This is a genomic window from Ramlibacter sp. WS9 (assembly GCF_003797765.1).
GTDB lineage: Bacteria > Pseudomonadota > Gammaproteobacteria > Burkholderiales > Burkholderiaceae_C > Ramlibacter.
In genome coordinates this window covers 38,743-58,169 of the sequence record NZ_RKMB01000012.1, presented here as the reverse complement: position 1 = coordinate 58,169, position 19,427 = coordinate 38,743, and the positions used below count along the sequence as shown (strand labels likewise).

Below are 19,427 nucleotides of genomic sequence, written 5' to 3'. Positions count from 1 at the left end.
TGCTCCTACGCGGTCCTTCCCTCTTTGCGCAATTCCTTGCTGATGCCCTTGCGCAAGTCGGCCATGGAAATCGTCTCCTGGCCCGCCTGCAGCGCATGGATCGCGCCGTACCGCACCACGTTCGCGATCGCACCGCCCGAAAGCTCGTGCGCCGCCGCCAGCGCGCCGAAGTCCACGTCGGGCCCGACCCGGCCGGTGTCGCCCAGCATGCCCTGCCACAAACGCAGGCGCTGCGAAACATCGGGCATGGGGAAATACACCAGCGACTGGAAGCGACGGGCGAAGGCGTCGTCGATGTTGGCCTTCAGGTTGGTCGCCAGGATCACGATGCCCGGGAAGTCCTCGACCCGCTGCAGCAGGTAAGACACCTCCTGGTTGGCATAGCGGTCGTTGGAACTCGACGTGCTGGTGCGCTTGCCGAAGAGCGCATCCGCCTCGTCGAAGAACAGGATCCATTGGCGGTTCTGCGCCTGGTCGAAGACATTGGCGAGGTTCTTCTCGGTTTCGCCGATGAACTTCGACACCACCATCGAGAGGTCGATGCGGTACACATCCCGCTGCGCCGCCTGGCCGATCAGCGTGGCCGTCAAGGTCTTGCCGGTGCCCGGCGGGCCGTAAAAGAGGCTGCGATAGCCCGGCTTGATGGACTTCTCGAGCCGCCAGTCGCCCAGCAGCGTCGCGCCCTTGTCGGCCCACGTGCGCAGGGCGGCGATCTCCGCCAGCACGTCGCGGCCCAGCACCAGGTCGCCCCACCCCAGCCGCGTGGTGATGAGCTTCGCCGGAAACGACACGTTGTAGTCGGGCTTGTGCCACACCCCCGTCGTCATGCGGTGCAGGTACTCGGTGGAGATGAAGAGCGATCCGGAAAGGAACGGCTCGCCCGGCGCGTCGTGATCCAGCCGCAGGATGCTGCGGCGCTGGAATGCATGCTCCGGCTCGAAAAGCGCCAGCATCTCGAGCCGCTTGGCCACGTTGGCGCCGGCAAGCACGAAAGCCGCGGTCTCGCCCGTGGGCAGGAAGCCGCCGTGCGTGCGCCCTTTCCAGCCGCCGAACTCGGTGAAGCTGCGGTCCAGGTTGCGGTTGCGCACGAACAGCGTGTCCAGCGCTTGCGGCCGCACGTGCGGGATGAGCGCCAGCACGAGCAGCACGCGCTCGGCAAAGCCGAAGGCGCATTCGCGCACGACAGCCGCATAGGGCGACTCGTCGCCGTCCAGTTGCGGCGGCGCGATCTGGTCGACCGCCGACCAGGCGCATGGCTGTTCGAAGTGCAGGCAGGTGCGCGCCTGCAAGACCTCGCCGAACCAAACGAGCTCGCGATCGAGCGTCGCCGCATTGGCCGCCATGTGCGCCGCTTGCGCTTCAGCGCCATTGCACATGGATCATCCTTTCCATCCACGGGTACTTGATCATGGAAAAGCCCCAGGGCAGCTGGTCCAGCAGCATGTCGTACGGGCCTGCCTCGACCAGAAGGTGCCAGTGCTCTTCCTGGCGCACGAGCCGGCCCTGGCGCTGCAGGAAGGTTTCGCGCAGGCCCTCCGGCGTCGTGCCGCCCAGCGCTTTCCAGTGCGCCAGCATGCCTTTGAGCATTCCGTCCACAGTCGCCTTGTCCGACTCCTCGAGCAGGGATTCGCAATCCACCGACTCAGCGAGCGGAAGGCCGCACAACAGCTTGTTCAACACCAGCTGATGCTCGCTGGACTCCTCCACGCCCGTCGCGATGAACTGCAGCAGGTTCACCGCCTTGCTCGCGCAGGCAGGATCGCGGAATGCGGCGCCCTCGGTCAGGCCCAGCATCGTGAACAGGCGCGGCAGGTAGGGTTCGCACAGCACCAGGCCGGCGTTGGCGACATAGATCGGCTCGCCTTGCGCGGGATCGGAGGTTGCCGACGCGCGCGAAACCGGTGGCGTGCGCCTCACCGGCTTGGGCGGGGTCGGGACTGCGGCCGGCCGCGCGGCGACCAGCGCAGCCGCCACCGCTTGGCCCACGGCCTGCCCCGCGCTGCGTTTGTCGCGCGCGGCTTGCGCGGCCACACTCGCCCGCCACTGCGCCGGCTGCGGCACGCGCAGCTGGCCCGCCAGCCATTCGGTGAAGCGGCGCGCGAAGTCGGCCAGCGTGAAGGATCGGCCTTCGACGAACAGGTAGCGAAGGATGAACTGCCATTTCAATGACTGGACACGCGCCCGCGGGGCCTGCGTGCCCACCGCAGCAGCGGCGTCGGCGATCAGGTCGGCGACGCGCTGCAACGCGTGGTGGTGTTCCCGCCGCAACAGCCATATCACGCGGGTCAGCAACCGCACAGGCAGCAGCGCGGCCAGGCGCGCGGCGCACTCGGGCGAGCGCAGCGCCTCTTCCAGCGCGCCCCGTACGCCGGAGTCTCCATGCGCAAGCAGCGCCTGCACGTCTTGCCCGAGCTGTTCGGCGTGCGCTGGCGACAGGGTGTTTGTGCTTCGCAGCGCTTGCATGAAACGCGCGGCCTGCGGCCCCAACGCCGATCGGCTCGCTCCGGCGGGACTGATCTGACCCAACAGCTCGGCGGTCAACCGCAGCATCTGGCGCTGCAACTCGCCTGCGGTGCCCATGGCGCGCAGGGTGGTGGCGAACGCGTCCAGCAGCTCGGCCAGGTCCATGCCCTCTTGCGCGGCCATCTGGCGCAGCAGGCTGCCGATGTACGAGCGCCGGTTGAAATCGCTGCCCCGCTCCACCACCAGGAACGTGAGCGTGAATTCCCAAAGCTGGATGCGGATGTCGCGGGCCATGCCGGCCGGCGCGACGCTGTCACGATGAAGCTGCATCGACTGGGAGAGCGCGGCCTCGATGAAACCGCGCTCGCCGGGGACCATCAGCGCCACCAGCGCCATCAACGCTTCCTCAGGCAGATCGCGCGCCATCCGGCGGCGAAGCGGCTCGCTCTGCGCGCGCACCAGGGTTTCCCGCAGCAGCCAGTTCGCGTCGTGGCGGACGAGATGGCTCCAGGCCAAGTGGGCGGCCGCCCCGCGCAGTTCACCGGTGGCCAACGCGGCCTGCCAACGGAAGCGAATGGCGGGCAGTTCGCGCTGCATCCAGATGGCCGAGCCGGGCACCGGGCCGCGCGCGGGCGCGGCTTCCTCGTCCTCGCGCACCAGCCCCTCGAGCAGTAGCAGCATCTGCCGTTGCAAACCCGTCGGCGCTGCTGCATCCCGCAGGACGTTCGTCATCGACCGCAGCAGTTCGCCATAGTTCAGGCCGCCGTGCCGGGCCATCTGGCGCAACATGCTGCCCAGGTAGGAGCGGCGGTTGAACTCGCTGCCGCGCTCGACCAAGAGGTACGCGAGCGTGAATTCCCACAGGCGCGGACGCAACTCGCCCGGCGGCGCGGCCTGCTCTTTCGCCTCGGCTTGGGCGCGCGCGAACAGGGTGGGCTGGCCCAACACCTCCTGCACGAAGCCGCGCTCGCCGGGCGCCAGCAGGCCGGTCAATTCCAGCAGCATCTCCTGCGCGAAACCGTGTGCCATGCGCCGGCGCACCTGGGCGTCCTGCCCGTGGAGGGTGGCCTGCTCGACCAGCCATGCCGCGTCCCACCGGACCAGCTCCGTCCAGGCGTGGTGCAAGGCGCCGCTCGGCGGCGTGTCCGCGAGCAGAGCGCCCTGCAGCAGCGCCCGAAACTGCTCGAGCTTTCGCTGTGCGGCCTCGTCGTCGGCTTGCCCGTATCGGTCGTACTGCGCGATGAGCTGAAGGCTTGCCGCCTCTTCGCGGTCCCGCACCGGCGCATGGCGGCCTTCGTCCTGCGCCAGTTCATCCAGCAACTGCAGCATTTGCCGCTGCAGGGCGGTGGGCGCGGCCACCCCGCGCAGCGCGCGGCTCATCGCATGCAGCAAGTGTTCGTAGTCCAGGCCTTCATGCCGCGCGGCCTGCCGCAAGAGGCTGCCCATGTACGAACGTCGATTGAAGTCGCTGCCCCGCTCCACCAGCAGGTAGGCGAGCGTGAATTCCCACAGCCGCGGACGCAGGTCACTCGGCGGCGCCGCGGGCGCGTGGGCCTGCTCAAAAACCGCGTGCTGGTCCATGACGTCCGCGATGAATTCACGCTCGGTCGGCACGAACAGGTCCACCAGGTCCAGCAGCATCTCGTGGGTAAAAGCGTGGGCCATCCGCCGGCGCATGTTCGCGGCCTGCCCCCGCAGGCGCAAGCGCTCCGCCAGCCACTGTGCGTCCCAGCGCATCAGCAGCGTCCAGGCCTGGGGCATGCGCGCGTCGAGCGCCCCTTGCGACATCATCGCGGACTCCAGGCCCGACCTCGCCTGCGCGAGTTCGCCCGCCAACAGGCGCAACAAGCGCTGCGACGTCTGCGGCGCTGCGCTGTCCAGCCATCGATCCAACGCGGGGCCCGAATCGCGCACGGTACGCCGGGCCAGCTCGTCCAGCCGGCTGGCGATGCCCGCACCCGCGCTCCAGGGCAGGTAGCCGCGCGCAAGGTAGTGCCTGAGCGTTTCCGCCTCGCTCACATCGGTCGTCAGCGGCGCAGGCGCGTCCACCGCGCCGGCACGCCGGGCACCCAGCTCGTTCAGCAGCGCATCCCGCAGACAGGCGCGCAAGCGCTCGGCCAATTGCGCCTCGAAATCGTTGGCGGCCAAGCGACCCAGATCGAGGGTCAGGCTGTCCAGCACCAGCACTTCGCCGGCGGCGTTGAGCTCGTCGAACACGGATGCGATGGTGTCCACGGCCGGCCCGCGAACCGCCTGAACCAGGCGCGGCTGCCACTCAAACGCTTCCTCTTCCGAGGAGAACGCGACGTTCCACTCCAGCGTCTCGATGACGTGTTCGCGGCTCACTGGACCACCCCCTGCGAGCCCGGATCGGCATGGTGCGCGCTCAGGTTCTGCACCAGTTCGGCGGCCGCGTGATTCAACCGGACGCGAGCCTTGTCGTCGTCCAGCGCGCCGCGACACCACGCCATGCGCGCGGCAAGCCATGCTTCGTACAGCCGCTCGAATTCGCCCATGCGGCGGAAGTCAAGCCACAGGCAGCGCGCGTCGACATGGGCCGGGCAATTGAGCTGCACCGTTTCACCCGCGAGCTTTCGAAAGTTCAGCTCCTGGCTGCGCGCGGGCCACAGCGGGAACACCGCGGTAACCCGCTGCGGCCAGAACTCGGCGTCCACGTCCGCCATCTGGTGCGACGCGCTCGCGCCGACCGGCCGCAGCAGCAGGTGCTCCACCACGTGCATGCCCTCGCTTTCGCGGTTGATCCGCAGCATCAGGTTGCGCACGGAGCCCGCGGCGCGGCGCGCGGCAACGGCGTCGTCGTGATCGCCCAGGCTCCAGTAGGCGCCGTTCTCGTCGGGGCCGAGCACCAGGTGATGCCGCCCGGGAATGGCCGCGTCCAGCCAGTAGCGGTCCGGGTGCGCGGCGCAGCGCAGCAGGGCCTCGTCGAGGTGTGCACCATCGACTGCGGCCATCCGGCCGAGGTCTTCTTTCGCCTGCGGCAGTTCCAGGTCCGCACGGTCCAGCGGCAGGCGCTGCAGCCTTTCGTGCGCCCCGTGCCAATGCGACCGAGCCTGCGGCCCCCGGCTCACCAAGCCAAATTCTCGGCCATCTCCCAGGCCGTGCATGGGCCCGGCCAACGGCCGCTCGTGGCCATGCCGGAACCCCAGCAGCAGGCTCGCGCGCTGCTGCAGCCCGCTGGCGTTGTCCTCGTGCTTCCAGCAGGGCTGGCTGTCGTCGAAGGCCGCCGCGCGGTCACGCCCGAGCACGATGATGTGCCTGGCAAACTGCGCCTTGTTTTCGTGCAGCACAGCCTGCAGCTCGTGCGCGGTGTAGTAGCCGCCGAACTGGCGCAACGAGTTTTGCGAGTAGGTTTCACCGTGAAGCGCCAGCAGGTAGTCCAGCACGCGGCCCTTGCGCTCGTAGAAGTTGTCCATGCGCCCATAGACGCCGTGCTCGATATCGTGGGCCGGGGCGGTGTACAGCTTGCCGGTGATCCCGGGCACGCTCTCGTCGTCCAGCATCTGCCACCAATACGTCTGGCGCGGCGCGCTGTCCACGGCGTAGAGGTCGCGCAGGTGCGCCAGTTGCGCCGCGCTGTGCGCGATCACCTGGTCGAACAGCGCCAGGTAGCCCTTCAGCTGCCAGGCCCAGGCTTTCTCCTGCGGCGTGGCCTGCAACCCGAGCCCGTGGCGGCCGATCCCGTAGGCCGCCGGAAACTGCTCCTGCGTCGCGCTGTAGGGCGTGGCCTCGTGATGGCGCCCGCGCGGGTGGGCCGGTGCAAAGCCGCTGTGGTCACCGCCGCGAAACTGCGCTCGCCGGCTCGCCTGCAGGTCTTCGTACTTGGCATGCACTTCGCCGGCCGGCAACCGGGCGGTGCTGCCGCGGCGCGTCACCACGACACCCGCGCGGCCGCCCTCGCTGCTGGGCACACGCAGCCGGAGCGCCCAGCCCGGGCCGCGGCGCAGCACCGACTGCATGTTGGCCACGTCCTGGCCCTCCGGGTACAGCGCGACCCGATTCACATCGGCAACGCCGTCGATCGCGCGCAGCGAAGCGATCAACTCGCTCATGAACAAGTGGTCGCCTCGCTGCACCGGCGACGCTTCGCGCGGCAGTCCGTGCCGCACCGGCGGTCCCTCGAAAATTTCCTCCAGCGAAAGCCCGCCGGCGAGCGCCTCGTCAAGCGACACGAAACTGCTGCCCCGCGCCAAATGACCGGCACAGGCGTAGTAGACGTCCGCCACGACGTCGACCGGGTCGCGCGCGCCGGCGACCTCGATCTCGGCGAACAGGTCGCACGGGTACTCCCGCACCACCCACAGATCGTCGATGTCCTCGCACAGGTTGCGGTTCGCGCGGAGCAGCGCGCGAGCATCGTGCTTCGCATGGTCCGCGTGCTCGCCGGCGCCGTCCCGCAGGCGCAGCTCGATTCGCCACAAGCCGCTCGCCGCCTGTCCGGCCACGGGGGTGCAGGCAGCATCTTCGACATCGGCAAGCCGATCCAGAAGGACCCGGCGCAGGTCTTCGCCGGTGACGGGCCGGCAGGGGAACACCACTTCGGGCGGATGCAGCGCCAGGCCAACGAAATCGATGTGGCCTTCGGGGCCGGTCAGGTGGTCCGCCACCGAGCGATCGGCGCGGAACACGAGATCGGTGAGCGCGTAGCACACCTGTTCGAGGATGGTGACCCCGGGGTCGTGCAGGTTGTAGTCGGTCCAGACCTGCCCGCTCAGGTCTTGCGTCGCGGCGATGCCCTGGGCCCGCAGGCCCCAGAAGCTGTCGGGCTCGGCTTCCTTGGGCCGGCGCGCGATGAACGGCGCTTCCTTCATGACGCAGCGCCCTGCGTTGAATCGAACCACAGCTGCGTCAAGTGGCAGCGGATCGGCGTGGGCTTGCCGTTGGCCTGCTCGGGATAGGCGCAGTTGGTGCGAATCTGCAAGCAATACTCCGCGTGCTTGCCGAACTTGCCGTTCAGGTTGAACCAGCGCAGCTTCAGCTTGTCGCAGCGCTTTCCGTAGTAGGCGTCGGTCGAGCGGACCGACCGTTTGCCGTCCAGGAACCCGAAGGGCCAGGGGCGGGGGTTGAACGCGTTCATCGCCACCGCATGCAGCATCCCGTAGCGGCCGCTGTTCTCGTTGCCCGCACCCGCCATGACTTCGAACGCATGGCAGCCACGCAGCGGCCCGGTGATGTCGTGCCACTCACCGTCGGCGACGACCAGGCCGTCGGCGTCGACGCCCGCCTCGGTCTTCTTTCCCTGCGCGTCCAGCAAGTTCCTGGGCACGTAGCCACCCAGGCGCCCCCTCATGTGCACGACACCAGCCACGTCGAGTTCGTGCTGGGGATTGGCGGTGTTGATGCCCACGCGCGCGGCGCCCAGCGCGAGCACCGGCTCATTGCTGCCCGACGCCGGCCCCGGGCGGAACACCAGGCGCTGGCTCGCATCCGCGGCGACCGACCACACGGCCGAATTCGCATCGGGCGTGCCGTAGAAGCTGATGAAGGCGGCCTTATCCTTGAGTTTGGAAATCTCGACGCCGTTCTCGGGCGAGCGCCGGAAGCCCTCGTCCTGCATGTTCAGCATGGACTCGATCAGGTCCTCGAAATGCTTTTGCGTCGGCAGCGAGCCGGCGGCAAAGTATTTCTTGAGCGTCTCGCGGTTGTTCATCGCGCCGCCCCCACCACGAAGGTGTTGCCGATTTCCAGCCGGTCGATGCCGGTGGGCACCGGCCCTGTCGGCTCGGCCGCCTCGATGGATCCGATCAGGTGCCGCCGCATCGGCACCGCGATACTCCACGGCCACCGAAAGCGTACCGGCCCGTTCGTGAAGCGGGCTTGCGGCATGCCGGGCCGTGCCGTGTCACCGAGCGAATAGACGTTGTCGTCGCTGGAAGCCACGTGCAGCAGGGACACCTGGCTCACCCCGCGCACGAAGTCCAGTTCGCGGATGCGCGCTTCCAGGTCTTCGGGGCGGATGGTCCACTCGAAATTGGCGCGGTAGCCGTTGTCGTTCCAGGGCGAGAGGTAGTCGAACAGGGCTTGGTTCAGGCGCCGGATGCCGTAGCCCGCGTGCGCACCGGTCGCCCACTCGATGGCGCATCGAACCTGGATCAGTTCGTAGCTGGCGTTGCGCACCTCGATGCGGGCTTGGGGCGGCGCCAGGGCACGCAGGTAGTCCGCGATGCGAAGCAGCTCCACCGCGTTCAGCCGGGGGCCGCGCACGTTCTTGAGCTGGTCGACCGAGCCCAGCTGCGGCACCACCACGACGAGCACGTCGCCGGGACTGCGAATCGCATCGGGTGAGCGAAGGTTGGGAAAGCAGCGCACCTTGAACACCGCGGGAAAGCGCTCGAGCACCAGGCGCTCGTAGTCCCACGGCAGCAGCGCGCGGTTCTTGTGTTTGAGCCTTTCCCCGGTGCGCACCCGCAACTGCTGCAGGTTCTCCTCGGGCCGCATGCCGAACGAGTTGCCGACCTGCGTGACCCGTGCCAGGCCGGGAATCGAGGCGGCTGGCCCCGTCACGCTGCCGGCGGGCAGCACCGTGTACTCCAGCGGCATCGGGGAAGCGGCCGAGCGAACTGCCGACAGCGCCTGCGCGCGCACGCTGTACAGGCCCGCGAAGGCGTCGAAGTCCGCGTCCGCCGAAAGGCGCAGCCAGTAGAGATGCGCGGGCATCACGGTGTTGTTGCGGTCGATGGCGCCCGGAATGTCCAGCCTGACGATTCCGGAGGTGAGGAAACCGTCGGTACTGTCGCCCAGCACCTGGGCGGCCGCGAGTTCGCACCACCGGTTGGACGCGAGATAGGCCCAATGGAGCTTGGCGCTGCGGCGCGCCCGCGGAACAGCCGACTCGCTGCGCAATTCGAACAGCAGGCTCAAGCCCCCCTGGACCGCTTCGCCCGACAGGCCGATGTAGAGGTTGCCGTCCTGCGGCCAGGCGGGCAGCAAGGTGATGGGCGTGGCCCGGCCCGCGGACCGCAGCTGCTCCACGCCGAACGGATGAAGGTGGAACACGGGCGCTGCCGCATCCTGCTGGTGCAAGTGAATGCGGGCCCGCGCTTCGTAGTCGAGTGTCGCGCGCTCGATGGTGGGCGTGTACGGGGGGCGCGGCAACGCCAGCGGCTTCTTGCGCCTGGCATTCGCCGAGACGACGCGCGTGAGCACTTGCGAATACTCCGCGTGGCCGAAGGCCGCATCGGGCTTGCGCAGTTCCAGCCGGAAGAAACCGTTGCGGCTGGTAAGGTCATAAGCGAAACCGTCCGTACCCATCGCCGCCGGCTTGAAATGGGCGCGCAGTGCCGAGGGGCTGACCTCGATCACGCTGCAGCTCTCCAGGCGGCCGCCCGGCCGCTGCGTGAAGAGCGACTGGCCGGTGGCGCCGTCCGGTGCGGTCCGCCACTCGCCGTCCTGAAGCACCGATACCGCGCCGCGAAAACCCGCGTTCGTGAATTCGGAGTCGTAGCCGTCGTAGTACTCGGGAAAACCACCCAGCTCCTGCGGCAAGCCGCTCCAGTCCACATGCAGGCGCAGGCCCGTCAGCGGTTTGCGCGCGGCTTCGGCCGAGCCGAACACCAGGTAGGAGCCTTTGGCGGGCAGGGGGCCGAAGGGCATGAAGGGCTTGGACGGATCGAGCCGGCCGGCGTTGTTGCCCAGCGTGATGTCCCTCGCACCCCGGACACGCACGTCGACCTCCACCTCGAGCAGCTCCTTGTTCTCGAGCAGCGAATAGGCGCACAGCGCGGCCTGCTGGCGCACGCGGATGCACATCAGGGGCTGGCCAGTGTTCCACTGGGCACCGTGCAACGCCGCGGCGCAGCCGGTGATGGCCGGAGCGTCGGGGCCGAGCCTCACCGTGATCTCCAGGCAATCCAGCGCCGCGCCGACCGGCTCGCCCGGGCGGCTGACGAAGGCCTCGGTCGCCTCGTACCAGCCGGTTGCCGTGGTGAGGCTGATGGCGAACAGCTCGGGCAGCGCGCGTTCGAGCTGCCAGCGCACGCGGTCGTCCGCGTCGCCCATGCGCGACCAAAGCTCGCTGGCCTCGTGGCCCGGCGTTTGCAGGGCACGAAAAACGAGGCGGACCGCGATGTCACGCTGCCCTTCCTTCAACCAAAGTAGCGGGCTCGCCACCGCGAGGCCCAGCTCGCCGTCAACGACTGTCTCCGTGCCATGCGCCTGCGCGCCGCCGAACAGCGGCCAGTAGCGCTGCGCCGAGCCCGCGGGCGCATCCGCCGCCGGCATGGGCGCGTCGACGCGCACGCGCTTGACCGGGTAGGCGGTGCGGTCGTCACCCAGCACCATGTTGGCGGTTGCCAGACGCACGGTGCGCAGCGCGGCGACCTTGATGTCGGTGACGGCCAGATCCGATTCGGCGAGGAACTCGATCGGCTGCCGGTTCGCGTCGAAGCCTGCCGCAAAAGCGGTGCCCCGCGCGAGCAGCACATCCAGCGAGGCGCCGGCCACGGGTTCGCAGACGACGTGGATACGGTCGGGCCGCGCGCGGCGCGGGCGCATGTCCAACACATCGTGATAGTAAAAATCGGTGTGGCGCGCGGTGAACCGGTTGACCCGCTCCTGCACCGTGCCGAACAGCTCCAGGAAAGCGATGAACAGCCCGGCCGCCGGGTCATGCCGCTGGCTGGTGCGGGTGGCGGCCAGCTGCTCGCGCACGAGGCCCTGGATGCGCGCGACGCCGTCCTTGAAAGCAAAAAACCGCGAACGCAGGCCGTCGCGCCCCGTGCGCCCGCGCTCGGGCGGCGCCGACGCCCGGGCGTCGAACCACGAAGCATCGAGGCGCTGCAGCTCGTAACCCTTGATGTCGCCGCGCCAGCCGGGCGCCAGCGCATGGCGCGCCACCCACTGCAGCTCGCCGGCCAGCTGCTTTTCGATCAGCGCGGAAATGGCGCCGGCCAGCGTGTGCGCGCCCGGCGCGTCGATGGCGCGCAGCGTTTGCAGCCAGCGGTCGATCACCGAAGCCAGGCGGACGGTCTCGGCCGCAAGGCGGATGGACGACGTGGCGCCGAAATCGCCGAACAACGTGTCCTGCGCCGGCTGGGGATCGTAGTCCAGCATCATGGCCATGACGAGGAGCTCGTCCGCACGGAAGAAGTCGGCCCAGGTGGCATGCGCGCTGCTGCCCTGCTCGTCCACCTCGTGCAAGCGCAGGTGCGCGGCAAGCCGCGCGCTGGCGGCGGCCAATTGCTCGAACCGGGTTTCGTCCACGCGGAAGTAGCCGCCGTCCAGCGCAGAGGGCAGGCGTTCGCGCTGTTCGGTTCCACCGCTCATGCTGCCCCCGGCCCCACGCCCGTGCCTTCGCGCAGGTACAGCGGAAAGACGATGTTGGTGCGGCTGTTGGTGGTGCGCACCGTGTAGTCGATGTGGATCGGCAGAACCCCTTCCAGCAGCTCGGAAGTGTCCAGCACGACCGCGTTGACGGTGATGCGCGGCTCGAAGAACAGGATGGCCTGTTCGACCAGGTGGCGGATCTCGGTGAGCTTGCTCTCGTTGAGTTGCTCGAAGACCATGCGCTTGATGCCGCAGCCATAGGCCGGCTGCATCACGCGTTCGCCAGGGTTGGTGGCCAGCAGGATGCGCAGGCTCTGTTCGATGTCCCGCTCGGCCGAGACCAGCGCCGCGCGAAACTCATGCCCTTCCTGCGCCGCAGCCCCGCGGCGCAGGCGCTCGAAGGCGGGCGGGAAACTCCAGCCCGTGCCGAGAAAGCTGCGGTCTTCCTCTCCGACCCTGGCGAGCTGCACGTCCTGCACGGTCATCGCATCATCCGCCGATCAGGACGGTGGGCAGGCCCATCACGATGGAGCCGCCGTGCGCCGTGCTGTCGCCCATCCGCGCCGCCGGCTTGCCGCCGATCAGCACCGTCGTCGACCCCATGATGATGCTGTCCGGCGGGCCGACGCACACACAGTTGTCGCCGATCACCGCCGCGGGCAGCATGCCGATCAACACCGTGGGCACGCATGGGCCTATCACCGGCCCGCCCACGTGCGGAACGGGCGGCAGGCCGGGTGTGACCATCGGGCACACGTGCATGTCGGTGATGCGGGCGGCGGGCGGCATGGTTCGTCCTCGCGTTCAATTGATCATGACCAGGGCGCCCTTGACAGTGGTCTGGCCGGTGGCGGAGAGTTCGGCGGTGGCGGCGCCCTTGGCGGAGAAGCCAACCTGGGCTACACAGTCCACGTTCAGGCCCGAGGTCTTGACGTTCGACTTGGAGGTGACGGTCACCGCGCCCACGGCGTCGAGCGTGATCGTTCCCTTGGCGGTGACCAGGATATCCTTGGGGCTGTCCAGCGTGATGCCCGAGGGATTGAGCTCCACCTTGTTGTTGTTCTGGTCCTTCATGAGGATGGACTTGTCCTTGTCGCTCAGCACGATGGTGTTGCCGGCGGGCGTGAGCACGGTGATGATCTTGTCCTCTTCGTTGAACTCGATCTTCGACTTGCAGCGCGTGACGACGGCCTTGATGTTGTTCTGCGCCGTGAGCTCGTAGGGCGGCTTGCGCTTGCTGCTGTAGACGCTGCCCAGGATGACGGGATAGGACGGGTCGTTGTTCAGGTAGCCGAGCAGCACCTCGTCGCCGATCTCGGGCACGAAGAAGGTGCCGAAGCCGTCCGAGGCATGCAGTTGCGCGAGCCGGGCCCACACGCCGTCGGTCTCGGCCTGCATGACGGGAACGGACACCTGCACGCGCTGCTCGCCCTCCGGGTCGGCGTCGAGCTTCATCACGACGCCGATCTGCAGGCCTTCCACGCCCGGCAGCAGCCCGGCGGCCGAGGGCCCTTGCACGTCGGCGCGCTGGGTGAACCACATCGGCGACATGCCGAACTCGACTTGCGTCCACCAGTTTCCGTCGGTCAGTTCATGATCGACGGCGGTGACGAAGACCGAGCCCGAGAAGCGTGTGCCCACGCCCGCGAGGTCGATCAGCCCGCCCACCTGGGCCAGCGCACTGCCCTGGAATTTCATCCGCCCCCGCACGCGCGCCAGCCCCGCCTTCAACTGCTGCGCGTCGGCCCAGGTCTTCAGGCTGGCGGACTCCAGGGGCGCGGGCGTCTGCAGCCGGTACGTTTCCACGCCCAGCACCTTGGCCAGATCACTGCCCTTCAGGTCGCCCTGTTTGTTGAGCGATGGAGGAGTGGCCGCCGTCCCTTGAATCGTGGCCTGCGTCTTCGGATCCCAGGCAAAGCCCTGCGCGGAAGCGAGCTGCGAACGCGCGTCGATGTCGGCGTCGAACTCGATGAGGTCGATGCCGTAGGTGACACTGAGTGCCGAGGCGGCGCTCATGTCGGGCACCTTGACCACGGCCTTGCCGTCGGTCACCACCACCAGCATGCCGTTGGCTTCTGCCCGGGCAATCGCGAAGTCCCAATCGGTGCAGTAGTACTGCACCAGCTCCTTGTGCTGCAGGGCCGTGGCGCCGATGTCGGTGGCGAGGCCGGCGTCGGAGAACAGCGTCGAAAGGATGTCGCTGTCCTTCTGGTCGACGTAGTTGGCGTTCTTGCGCCCCACCGTCATCACGGCGGCCTTGTCGCGGCATTCGATGACCAGGCGCGAAAAGTTCTGCCCGGTGATCTTCAGGCCCTGGCGCACCACGATGCCTTCGAAGATGGTGGACTCCTCGTCCTGGTAGCCGGCCTTGATGGTGATCGCGCTGCCGGGTTTGAACAGTTCGCCGTCGCCCACCGGAAACAGCTGCGCCGCCATGTCGCCGTCGGCCACGACCAGGCGTGCGAAGGGGATCGCATTGGCCGCCCGGCTGACGGTGACCGACACCAGGCCCACGGTTTCGGGCAGCTTGGTGCCATTGCTGGACACCGTGATCCGCATCACGCCTTCGGCGGAGACGTTCGGCGAAGGAGCCATGGCCTACCCCAACGGCGGAAAGTGCAGGCGCATCCCCGGCGTGAGCCGCCGGAAGTCGCTCAGGTTGTTGAAGCGGGCGACCTCGGGGTAGTAGGACGAATCGCTGTAGATGCGATGGCACAGCAGCGGCAGCGTATCGCCCTCCACCACCAGCACGGAATGGCTCAGGTCCGGCGACGAGCGGTTGGACACCAGCTCGTTCTCCTTCTTGCTCATCGTGCCGACCACTTGCATGTCCACCTTGGCGCGCAGCGGCTCGCCGCTCGGCTTGAACAGGGTGTACTTCGTGGTCATCGAAGCCATGCGGCCGAAGAAGATCAACGAACCCCACAGCACGCGCACGTGGCTGGGCTCGTGCTTGTCGCTCACATAGGTGTAGACGACCTGGTTGAGCTCCAGCAGGGAGGTCTTGACGTCCTTGGGCGCGCCCGTCGGCGTCGCGGGTGGCACGACACCGGTGCCGTCCAGCACGATCGAGAAGCGCAACCTGTCCGGGTTGATCGCGCTGAACTTCGCGTCGGAGCCCAGCTGCCCCAGGATGGGCCGCATGTTGTAGCTGATGGAGTGCTCGTGCGTCACTTCGGCCGGATTGACCATCGCCGTGAACGTGACCGCGCTGTTGATCGCGATCGACCCGCCCGGGCTGACGGTGTAGCGCGTCAGCGTCATCTGGGTCTTCTGGCCGGCGGTTGCGGAGGTAGCCATGGAGGACTTGCGCTATCGCTCGGCCATGTCGCGCAGCTTGGACTCCAGCAGCGCTTCGCACTCGGCCAACAGCTCCTCGCGGAACTGCCGCAGGTCCGGCGCGCGCGGCGCGTCGGCCGGGGCCGGGGCGTGCTCGTCCCCGACGGACGACTTGATCACCATCTGGCGTACTTCTATGGTCATCTTCTAGACTTCCCGAACGGAATACGCGTAGCTCAATTCGATCTTTTCCATCGCGACTTCGTTGCGCGTCGCCTGGAACGGCCCCACCTCCCAGCGCACCGGCCACGCGTTCTGGAACGACCAGGCGCGCAGCGCCTCGCCCTTCTCGTCCAGCAGGAACACGTGCAGCATCTTGGGATAGATCGGCTTGACCAGCCCGCCCTCCAGCGCCGCCTTGCACCACGACACCAGCCTCGACTCCAACGGCGCGATGCCGCGCTTGAGCGTGAGCTTGGGATAGCGCACGGCCTTGGGCACCTGCAGGGTGTAGCGGTTCTCCCCGCCTTCGGGCAAGGCCTCGGTCTCGAACTCGGGACCGATGCCGCCCACCTCATTGAACGCCGCGTCGCCGTCCGCCGGCTGCGTGCCGAACGTCACGCAGAAGGAGAAAGCAACGGGCGGATAGACGCTGGCGGCAATGGGCATGGACGGCTCGTCAGGCGTTGGCGATGGTCAGCCCTTCGTGTGCGATCTCGATGGTTTCCACCGCGACCTCGTTCCCCTCGGCCTTGAGGTCGGTGCCGGTCACCTTGGTCGGCCAGGCGTTGGTGAGCGTCCAGACCATCGTGGGCTTGCCGTCCTGGTCGAGCAGGCTGATGGTCACCGGTTTTCGCTTGATCGTGTTCATCTTGATCTCGTTGAACCAGTCCCAGAACTTGTTGTCCGACTTGAACACGCCCTTCTTCATGGTGACGTTGCTGTACTTCTTGATGCCCGGCATCTTGACCACCGAGAAGGCCTTGCTGTCGCCGCTGCGGTACTCGATGGGCTGGGCTTCCACGTCGAGGCCCGAGACTTCCTGGAACGACATCACCGCCGAATCCCACTTCACCTCGAAGCGGAACTTCGGGATGGGCCAGACCGATGTCGATTGTGCTGATCCGTCATCTGCCATTTTTCACCTCCGCAAGTTGATTGAGTCCTGATGTTTTGCCGGTCACGACTTCTGCATCTGCTGCTGGAAGGTGATCTCGATGAATTCCGCCGGGCGGCTGATGGCCACCAGCACCGTGACGCGCAAGATGCCTTCGAGGATGTCCTCGGGCGTCATGGTCTCGCCCAGGCCGACGTGCACGCTGAACGCGTCCTCCGGCACCGCGCCGGCGAGCCCGCCGCGCTTCCAGATGCCGGTGAGGAAGTTGGAGATCATGCTTTTCATCGTGACCCAGGTGTTGGCCACATTGGGCTCGAACACCATGGCCTTGGCGGCCAGGCGCACCGACTCCTCCAGCATGATCATCGTGCGGCGCACGTTGATGTAGCGCCAGTCGAGGCTGTTGCCGTCCAGCGTGCGCGCGCCCCACACCAGCGTGCCTTCGCCCTTGAAGCTGCGTATCGCGTTGATCGACTTGCCCTGCGGCGTGACGTTCAGGTCTTCCTGCTGTTCGCTGGAGATCGGCACCGTCGGCGAGACGACGCTGTTCAGGCTGACGTTGGCCGGCGCCTTCCAGACGCCGCGCGCGTTGTCGACCATCGTGTAGATGCCGGCCATCGCGGGGCTGGGCGGCATCACGTTCAGGCGCTTGGCCATCTCGCCCATGATGGCGTTGTAGAACGGGCTGAGGGTGGCCAGGCTGCGGGCCAGGAGCCCCATTTCCACGCCCTTCGCGGCGGGAACCGAGTCGATCTGCTTGGCGACCTGGTCGAAGCGGGACACCGCGGCCTGATCTTCCTTCGGGATCTGGTCCGGCCGCTTGAAGTCGGCCTTGCTGGAGTAATACGTCGCCGCCTTCGGGCCGAGCAGGCTGCGCGCCGACTCGCCCTTGAGCGCGGTAGTCAACACGGCGCGGTTGCCGTCGTCATCGTCGGGCGTGAGGTTGACGTAACTCAGGTCGCGGTCCTGCACGATCGCGGTGTTGACCCAAGGGTAGTAGGCCGCGCCGAAGGCAAGGTAGTTGCTGCCGAGCGCGTTGCGGAAGTTGTCGATGACGTTGGCCGGCGCGTTGCGCTCCTGGTAGCCCTCCCACACGTCGAGGATGGCCACGCGGTTCTTCATGACGTTGCCGCAGTGCATCAGCGCCGCGACCTGCACCTTGGCACACTCCGCGTCGCTGAGCAGGACGGCTTCGGGCATGACGATCATGGTGGGCTCGAGTTCCTTGGTGAGCTCGTCGAGCGCCGCCGTGAACTTCGAGCCGTCGATCTGGATGCCCGCATCGCGCGAATAGCCGCCGGTGGACACCACATAGCAGGGCCCGCCGCCGTTCTGGAAGAAGTGCAGCATGCTCAGGTACAGCAGGTAGAACCCGCCGTTCTGGGTGAGCGTGTACTTGTCGCCGCCGACATTCAGCGAGACGGTGTCGCGCTGGGCGAAGGGCTTGAACACCGGCTTGCCGTCGGCGGGCGCGGACGTCGGTGCGGGTGTGGCGCCCGGGGTCCCGTCGGCCGCCGGCGGCGCGATCTTTTCCAGCTTGAAGCTGGTGTAGGGCGCACCCTCCGACGGCTGCAAGGGGCCGTACCCGAAGTACTGGTGGTACTCCGCCATGGAGGTGATCCGCCACGGCTTGTTGGTGAGGTCCAGGCCGCTGTTCACGGCCCTCTCGGTGTAGCCGATGAAGGCGGGCACCGCGGTGGCCACTTCGACCACCGAGTTCGGGAAGGCATTCTTCTCCAGGATATAGACGCCTGGTGTCTTCATGTTACCCATCACTTCCTCCTGTCAAACGATTGAGCTGTCACACGTAGATTTCCGAAACGGGAACACCGCCTTCACTGCCGCCGAGACTTCCGGGCGAGGCAAAGGGCAGGCGATCGATCAGGACGGCCGCGTCCTGGCCTTCTTCGCGGCTTCGCAGCTGAAAGCGCTGCGTCGGCCGCTGCTGCAGCACGATGGGGCCCGAGGACCTCACCGTCACCGCCGCACGGCCATCGGGAAGGCTCTCGGGCCCGGGGGCGCCGAAAGCGACTTGCCGCGCGAGATCCACCACTTCCACCCCGGAAGCGCTCCACGGCCCGAACAGAAAATATTTCCACAGCGTCGCGCGCGCGGCGAAGCGGATGCGAAACCGTTTGCCCTGCTGCTGCGCGGGGGCCGGCTCCTGGCCCGGCGCGTCGCCGGGGCCGAACGCCAGTTGCACCACAGGCGCAGGGCGCATCAGTCTTTCATGCGGCGCCAGCACGGCGGCGACGCGTTCGTCCGTGCGCGGCAGGTATTGCGCAGAACCCACTTCGGGATCGGGATGCAGGCGCCAGGTAACGGCGTCATCACCAGTGTCGTCGGCCACGGCTGCGGCGCTGGTGAGGAGCAGGACGCGGTCCGGCTCGGACGGGGCACCGCCGGTATAGCTTTCGAACTGGCTGTCGTGCGAGAGCAGCCGGTACGTGAGGCGAAACGGGTCCCGCTCGTCGCGCAGGAAAGCCCGCAGCGCAGGCAACCGGGCCTCGTCCGCATACACGGCAAGGCCGCCTCGCGACCGGGCGGTCCGGCATCCGGCCCGCTCCAGCAAGCTCGCAGTGGCCGGCGTGGGCTGCCACTGGAGCACCGGGCAATGGCCGTCGGCAAAGTAGCCGTGTTCGACCGCCACGCTGAAGAAGGGAAGGAAACCGGCCGCCGTGCTCATGGCATGACGGCGGCTTGCGGCCGCAGAATCGGCGTGTCCTGGCCCGTGACCCGGCCTTCGTCGATGGTCACCATGCGCATGCGGTAGAGGATCGACGGCAGGTACTTGCCGCCGAGGATGCCCCACAGGTTGCTCAGGTCCGCTGTGTTGAGGTTCTCGATCTCCAGCGTCAGCTTGTCGATGCGCGGATCGAGCCCCGGGCTGCTCTGGGGGTCGAAAGCCGGCCGGGCCTGGAAAAACCCGATGGTGCCCGAAAGGAATTTCAGCGCTTCGGCATAGTTGCGCCCACCGAAGTTGGCGGCGAACATCACCAGCAGGTTCAGGTAGACCGGCGCGTTGGTGACGACCGAACGCGCCGGCCCGCCGTGAGGCGCGCCCACGCGATAGGGCATGGTCTCACGCTCCACGTTCACCAGGAAAGCGACCACCTTGTTGGCCACTTCGGGAACGACGCTGCCGTCCTGCTCCAGCAAGCTGGAAATGGCGACCAGATCCTCCGCCACGCCGAACCGGCTGCGCAGCGACTGGTTCAACTGCGCGGCAACGTGGCTGATGGCGACATCGATCATGGGGCCGACGATAGCCAGCCTCATCCGTCCG

15 protein-coding genes are annotated in these 19,427 nt (G+C 67.7%); all 15 read right to left on the bottom strand.

The window, feature by feature from the left end:
• Nucleotides 1-5: 5 nt before the first annotated feature.
• From EEB15_RS18280 to EEB15_RS18215, 15 genes are read right to left on the bottom strand one after another with little or no spacing between them, the layout of a single operon-like run.
• A complete protein-coding gene (locus EEB15_RS18280; RefSeq protein WP_141511311.1) occupies nucleotides 6-1,376 on the bottom strand; it encodes an ATP-binding protein in 1,371 nt (456 codons plus the stop codon).
• The gene (locus EEB15_RS18275) at nucleotides 1,360-4,809 is read right to left on the bottom strand and encodes a contractile injection system tape measure protein (RefSeq protein WP_141511310.1); all 3,450 of its coding nucleotides are present in this window, start codon (nucleotides 4,807-4,809) and stop codon (nucleotides 1,360-1,362) included. The genes EEB15_RS18280 and EEB15_RS18275 overlap by 17 nt, the downstream gene beginning before the upstream one ends.
• Entirely contained in the window at nucleotides 4,806-7,292 is a 2,487-nt protein-coding gene (locus tag EEB15_RS18270) for a hypothetical protein (protein WP_141511309.1), read from the bottom strand. The genes EEB15_RS18275 and EEB15_RS18270 overlap by 4 nt, the downstream gene beginning before the upstream one ends.
• On the bottom strand, nucleotides 7,289-8,131 hold the full coding sequence (locus tag EEB15_RS18265; protein WP_141511308.1) for a hypothetical protein: 843 nt from the start codon (nucleotides 8,129-8,131) through the stop codon (nucleotides 7,289-7,291). Before EEB15_RS18265 ends, EEB15_RS18270 begins: the two co-directional genes overlap by 4 nt.
• Nucleotides 8,128-11,745, bottom strand: coding sequence for a hypothetical protein (locus EEB15_RS18260; protein ID WP_141511307.1), 3,618 nt, complete (start codon nucleotides 11,743-11,745; stop codon nucleotides 8,128-8,130). Before EEB15_RS18260 ends, EEB15_RS18265 begins: the two co-directional genes overlap by 4 nt.
• Nucleotides 11,742-12,230, bottom strand: a complete 489-nt coding sequence (locus EEB15_RS18255) for a GPW/gp25 family protein (protein WP_141511306.1) — start codon at nucleotides 12,228-12,230, stop codon at nucleotides 11,742-11,744. The genes EEB15_RS18260 and EEB15_RS18255 overlap by 4 nt, the downstream gene beginning before the upstream one ends.
• 4 nt (nucleotides 12,231-12,234) lie before the next feature.
• Nucleotides 12,235-12,534 carry a PAAR domain-containing protein gene (locus EEB15_RS18250; RefSeq protein ID WP_141511305.1) on the bottom strand — a complete coding sequence of 100 codons (300 nt, stop codon included), beginning with the start codon at nucleotides 12,532-12,534 and terminating at the stop codon, nucleotides 12,235-12,237.
• Between the two features lie 15 nt (nucleotides 12,535-12,549).
• A complete protein-coding gene (vgrG, locus tag EEB15_RS18245) occupies nucleotides 12,550-14,340 on the bottom strand; it encodes a type VI secretion system tip protein VgrG (protein ID WP_141511304.1) in 1,791 nt (596 codons plus the stop codon).
• A 3-nt stretch (nucleotides 14,341-14,343) separates the two neighbouring features.
• On the bottom strand, nucleotides 14,344-15,045 hold the full coding sequence (locus EEB15_RS18240; protein WP_141511303.1) for a peptidoglycan-binding protein: 702 nt from the start codon (nucleotides 15,043-15,045) through the stop codon (nucleotides 14,344-14,346).
• Nucleotides 15,046-15,057: 12 nt separating this feature from the next.
• Entirely contained in the window at nucleotides 15,058-15,228 is a 171-nt protein-coding gene (locus EEB15_RS33725) for a DUF5908 family protein (RefSeq protein WP_158290165.1), read from the bottom strand.
• A gap of 3 nt (nucleotides 15,229-15,231) precedes the next feature.
• Nucleotides 15,232-15,693 (bottom strand): phage tail protein, encoded by a 462-nt coding sequence (locus EEB15_RS18235; protein ID WP_141511302.1) that lies wholly within the window; start codon nucleotides 15,691-15,693, stop codon nucleotides 15,232-15,234.
• A gap of 10 nt (nucleotides 15,694-15,703) precedes the next feature.
• Nucleotides 15,704-16,162, bottom strand: a complete 459-nt coding sequence (locus tag EEB15_RS18230; protein ID WP_141511301.1) for a phage tail protein — start codon at nucleotides 16,160-16,162, stop codon at nucleotides 15,704-15,706.
• A gap of 42 nt (nucleotides 16,163-16,204) precedes the next feature.
• Nucleotides 16,205-17,914 (bottom strand): phage tail sheath C-terminal domain-containing protein, encoded by a 1,710-nt coding sequence (locus EEB15_RS18225; protein WP_141511300.1) that lies wholly within the window; start codon nucleotides 17,912-17,914, stop codon nucleotides 16,205-16,207.
• Between the two features lie 28 nt (nucleotides 17,915-17,942).
• Nucleotides 17,943-18,827, bottom strand: a complete 885-nt coding sequence (locus EEB15_RS18220; protein ID WP_141511299.1) for a hypothetical protein — start codon at nucleotides 18,825-18,827, stop codon at nucleotides 17,943-17,945.
• A complete protein-coding gene (locus EEB15_RS18215; protein WP_158290164.1) occupies nucleotides 18,824-19,396 on the bottom strand; it encodes a DUF4255 domain-containing protein in 573 nt (190 codons plus the stop codon). Before EEB15_RS18215 ends, EEB15_RS18220 begins: the two co-directional genes overlap by 4 nt.
• Nucleotides 19,397-19,427: the final 31 nt, after the last annotated feature.

What these genes read in the sequence shown, in the direction of transcription:
- EEB15_RS18230 (WP_141511301.1), bottom strand. Translation starts at nt 16,162, where the DNA reads ATGGCAGATGACGGATCAGCACAATCGACATCGGTCTGGCCCATCCCG.
- EEB15_RS18225 (WP_141511300.1), bottom strand. Translation starts at nt 17,914, where the DNA reads ATGGGTAACATGAAGACACCAGGCGTCTATATCCTGGAGAAGAATGCC.
- EEB15_RS18255 (WP_141511306.1), bottom strand. Translation starts at nt 12,230, where the DNA reads ATGACCGTGCAGGACGTGCAGCTCGCCAGGGTCGGAGAGGAAGACCGC.
- EEB15_RS18265 (WP_141511308.1), bottom strand. Translation starts at nt 8,131, where the DNA reads ATGAACAACCGCGAGACGCTCAAGAAATACTTTGCCGCCGGCTCGCTG.
- EEB15_RS18270 (WP_141511309.1), bottom strand. Translation starts at nt 7,292, where the DNA reads ATGAAGGAAGCGCCGTTCATCGCGCGCCGGCCCAAGGAAGCCGAGCCC.
- EEB15_RS18235 (WP_141511302.1), bottom strand. Translation starts at nt 15,693, where the DNA reads ATGCCCATTGCCGCCAGCGTCTATCCGCCCGTTGCTTTCTCCTTCTGC.
- EEB15_RS18260 (WP_141511307.1), bottom strand. Translation starts at nt 11,745, where the DNA reads ATGAGCGGTGGAACCGAACAGCGCGAACGCCTGCCCTCTGCGCTGGAC.
- EEB15_RS18220 (WP_141511299.1), bottom strand. Translation starts at nt 18,827, where the DNA reads ATGAGCACGGCGGCCGGTTTCCTTCCCTTCTTCAGCGTGGCGGTCGAA.
- EEB15_RS18280 (WP_141511311.1), bottom strand. Translation starts at nt 1,376, where the DNA reads ATGTGCAATGGCGCTGAAGCGCAAGCGGCGCACATGGCGGCCAATGCG.
- vgrG (WP_141511304.1), bottom strand. Translation starts at nt 14,340, where the DNA reads ATGGCTCCTTCGCCGAACGTCTCCGCCGAAGGCGTGATGCGGATCACG.
- EEB15_RS18250 (WP_141511305.1), bottom strand. Translation starts at nt 12,534, where the DNA reads ATGCCGCCCGCCGCCCGCATCACCGACATGCACGTGTGCCCGATGGTC.
- EEB15_RS33725 (WP_158290165.1), bottom strand. Translation starts at nt 15,228, where the DNA reads ATGACCATAGAAGTACGCCAGATGGTGATCAAGTCGTCCGTCGGGGAC.
- EEB15_RS18240 (WP_141511303.1), bottom strand. Translation starts at nt 15,045, where the DNA reads ATGGCTACCTCCGCAACCGCCGGCCAGAAGACCCAGATGACGCTGACG.
- EEB15_RS18215 (WP_158290164.1), bottom strand. Translation starts at nt 19,396, where the DNA reads ATGATCGATGTCGCCATCAGCCACGTTGCCGCGCAGTTGAACCAGTCG.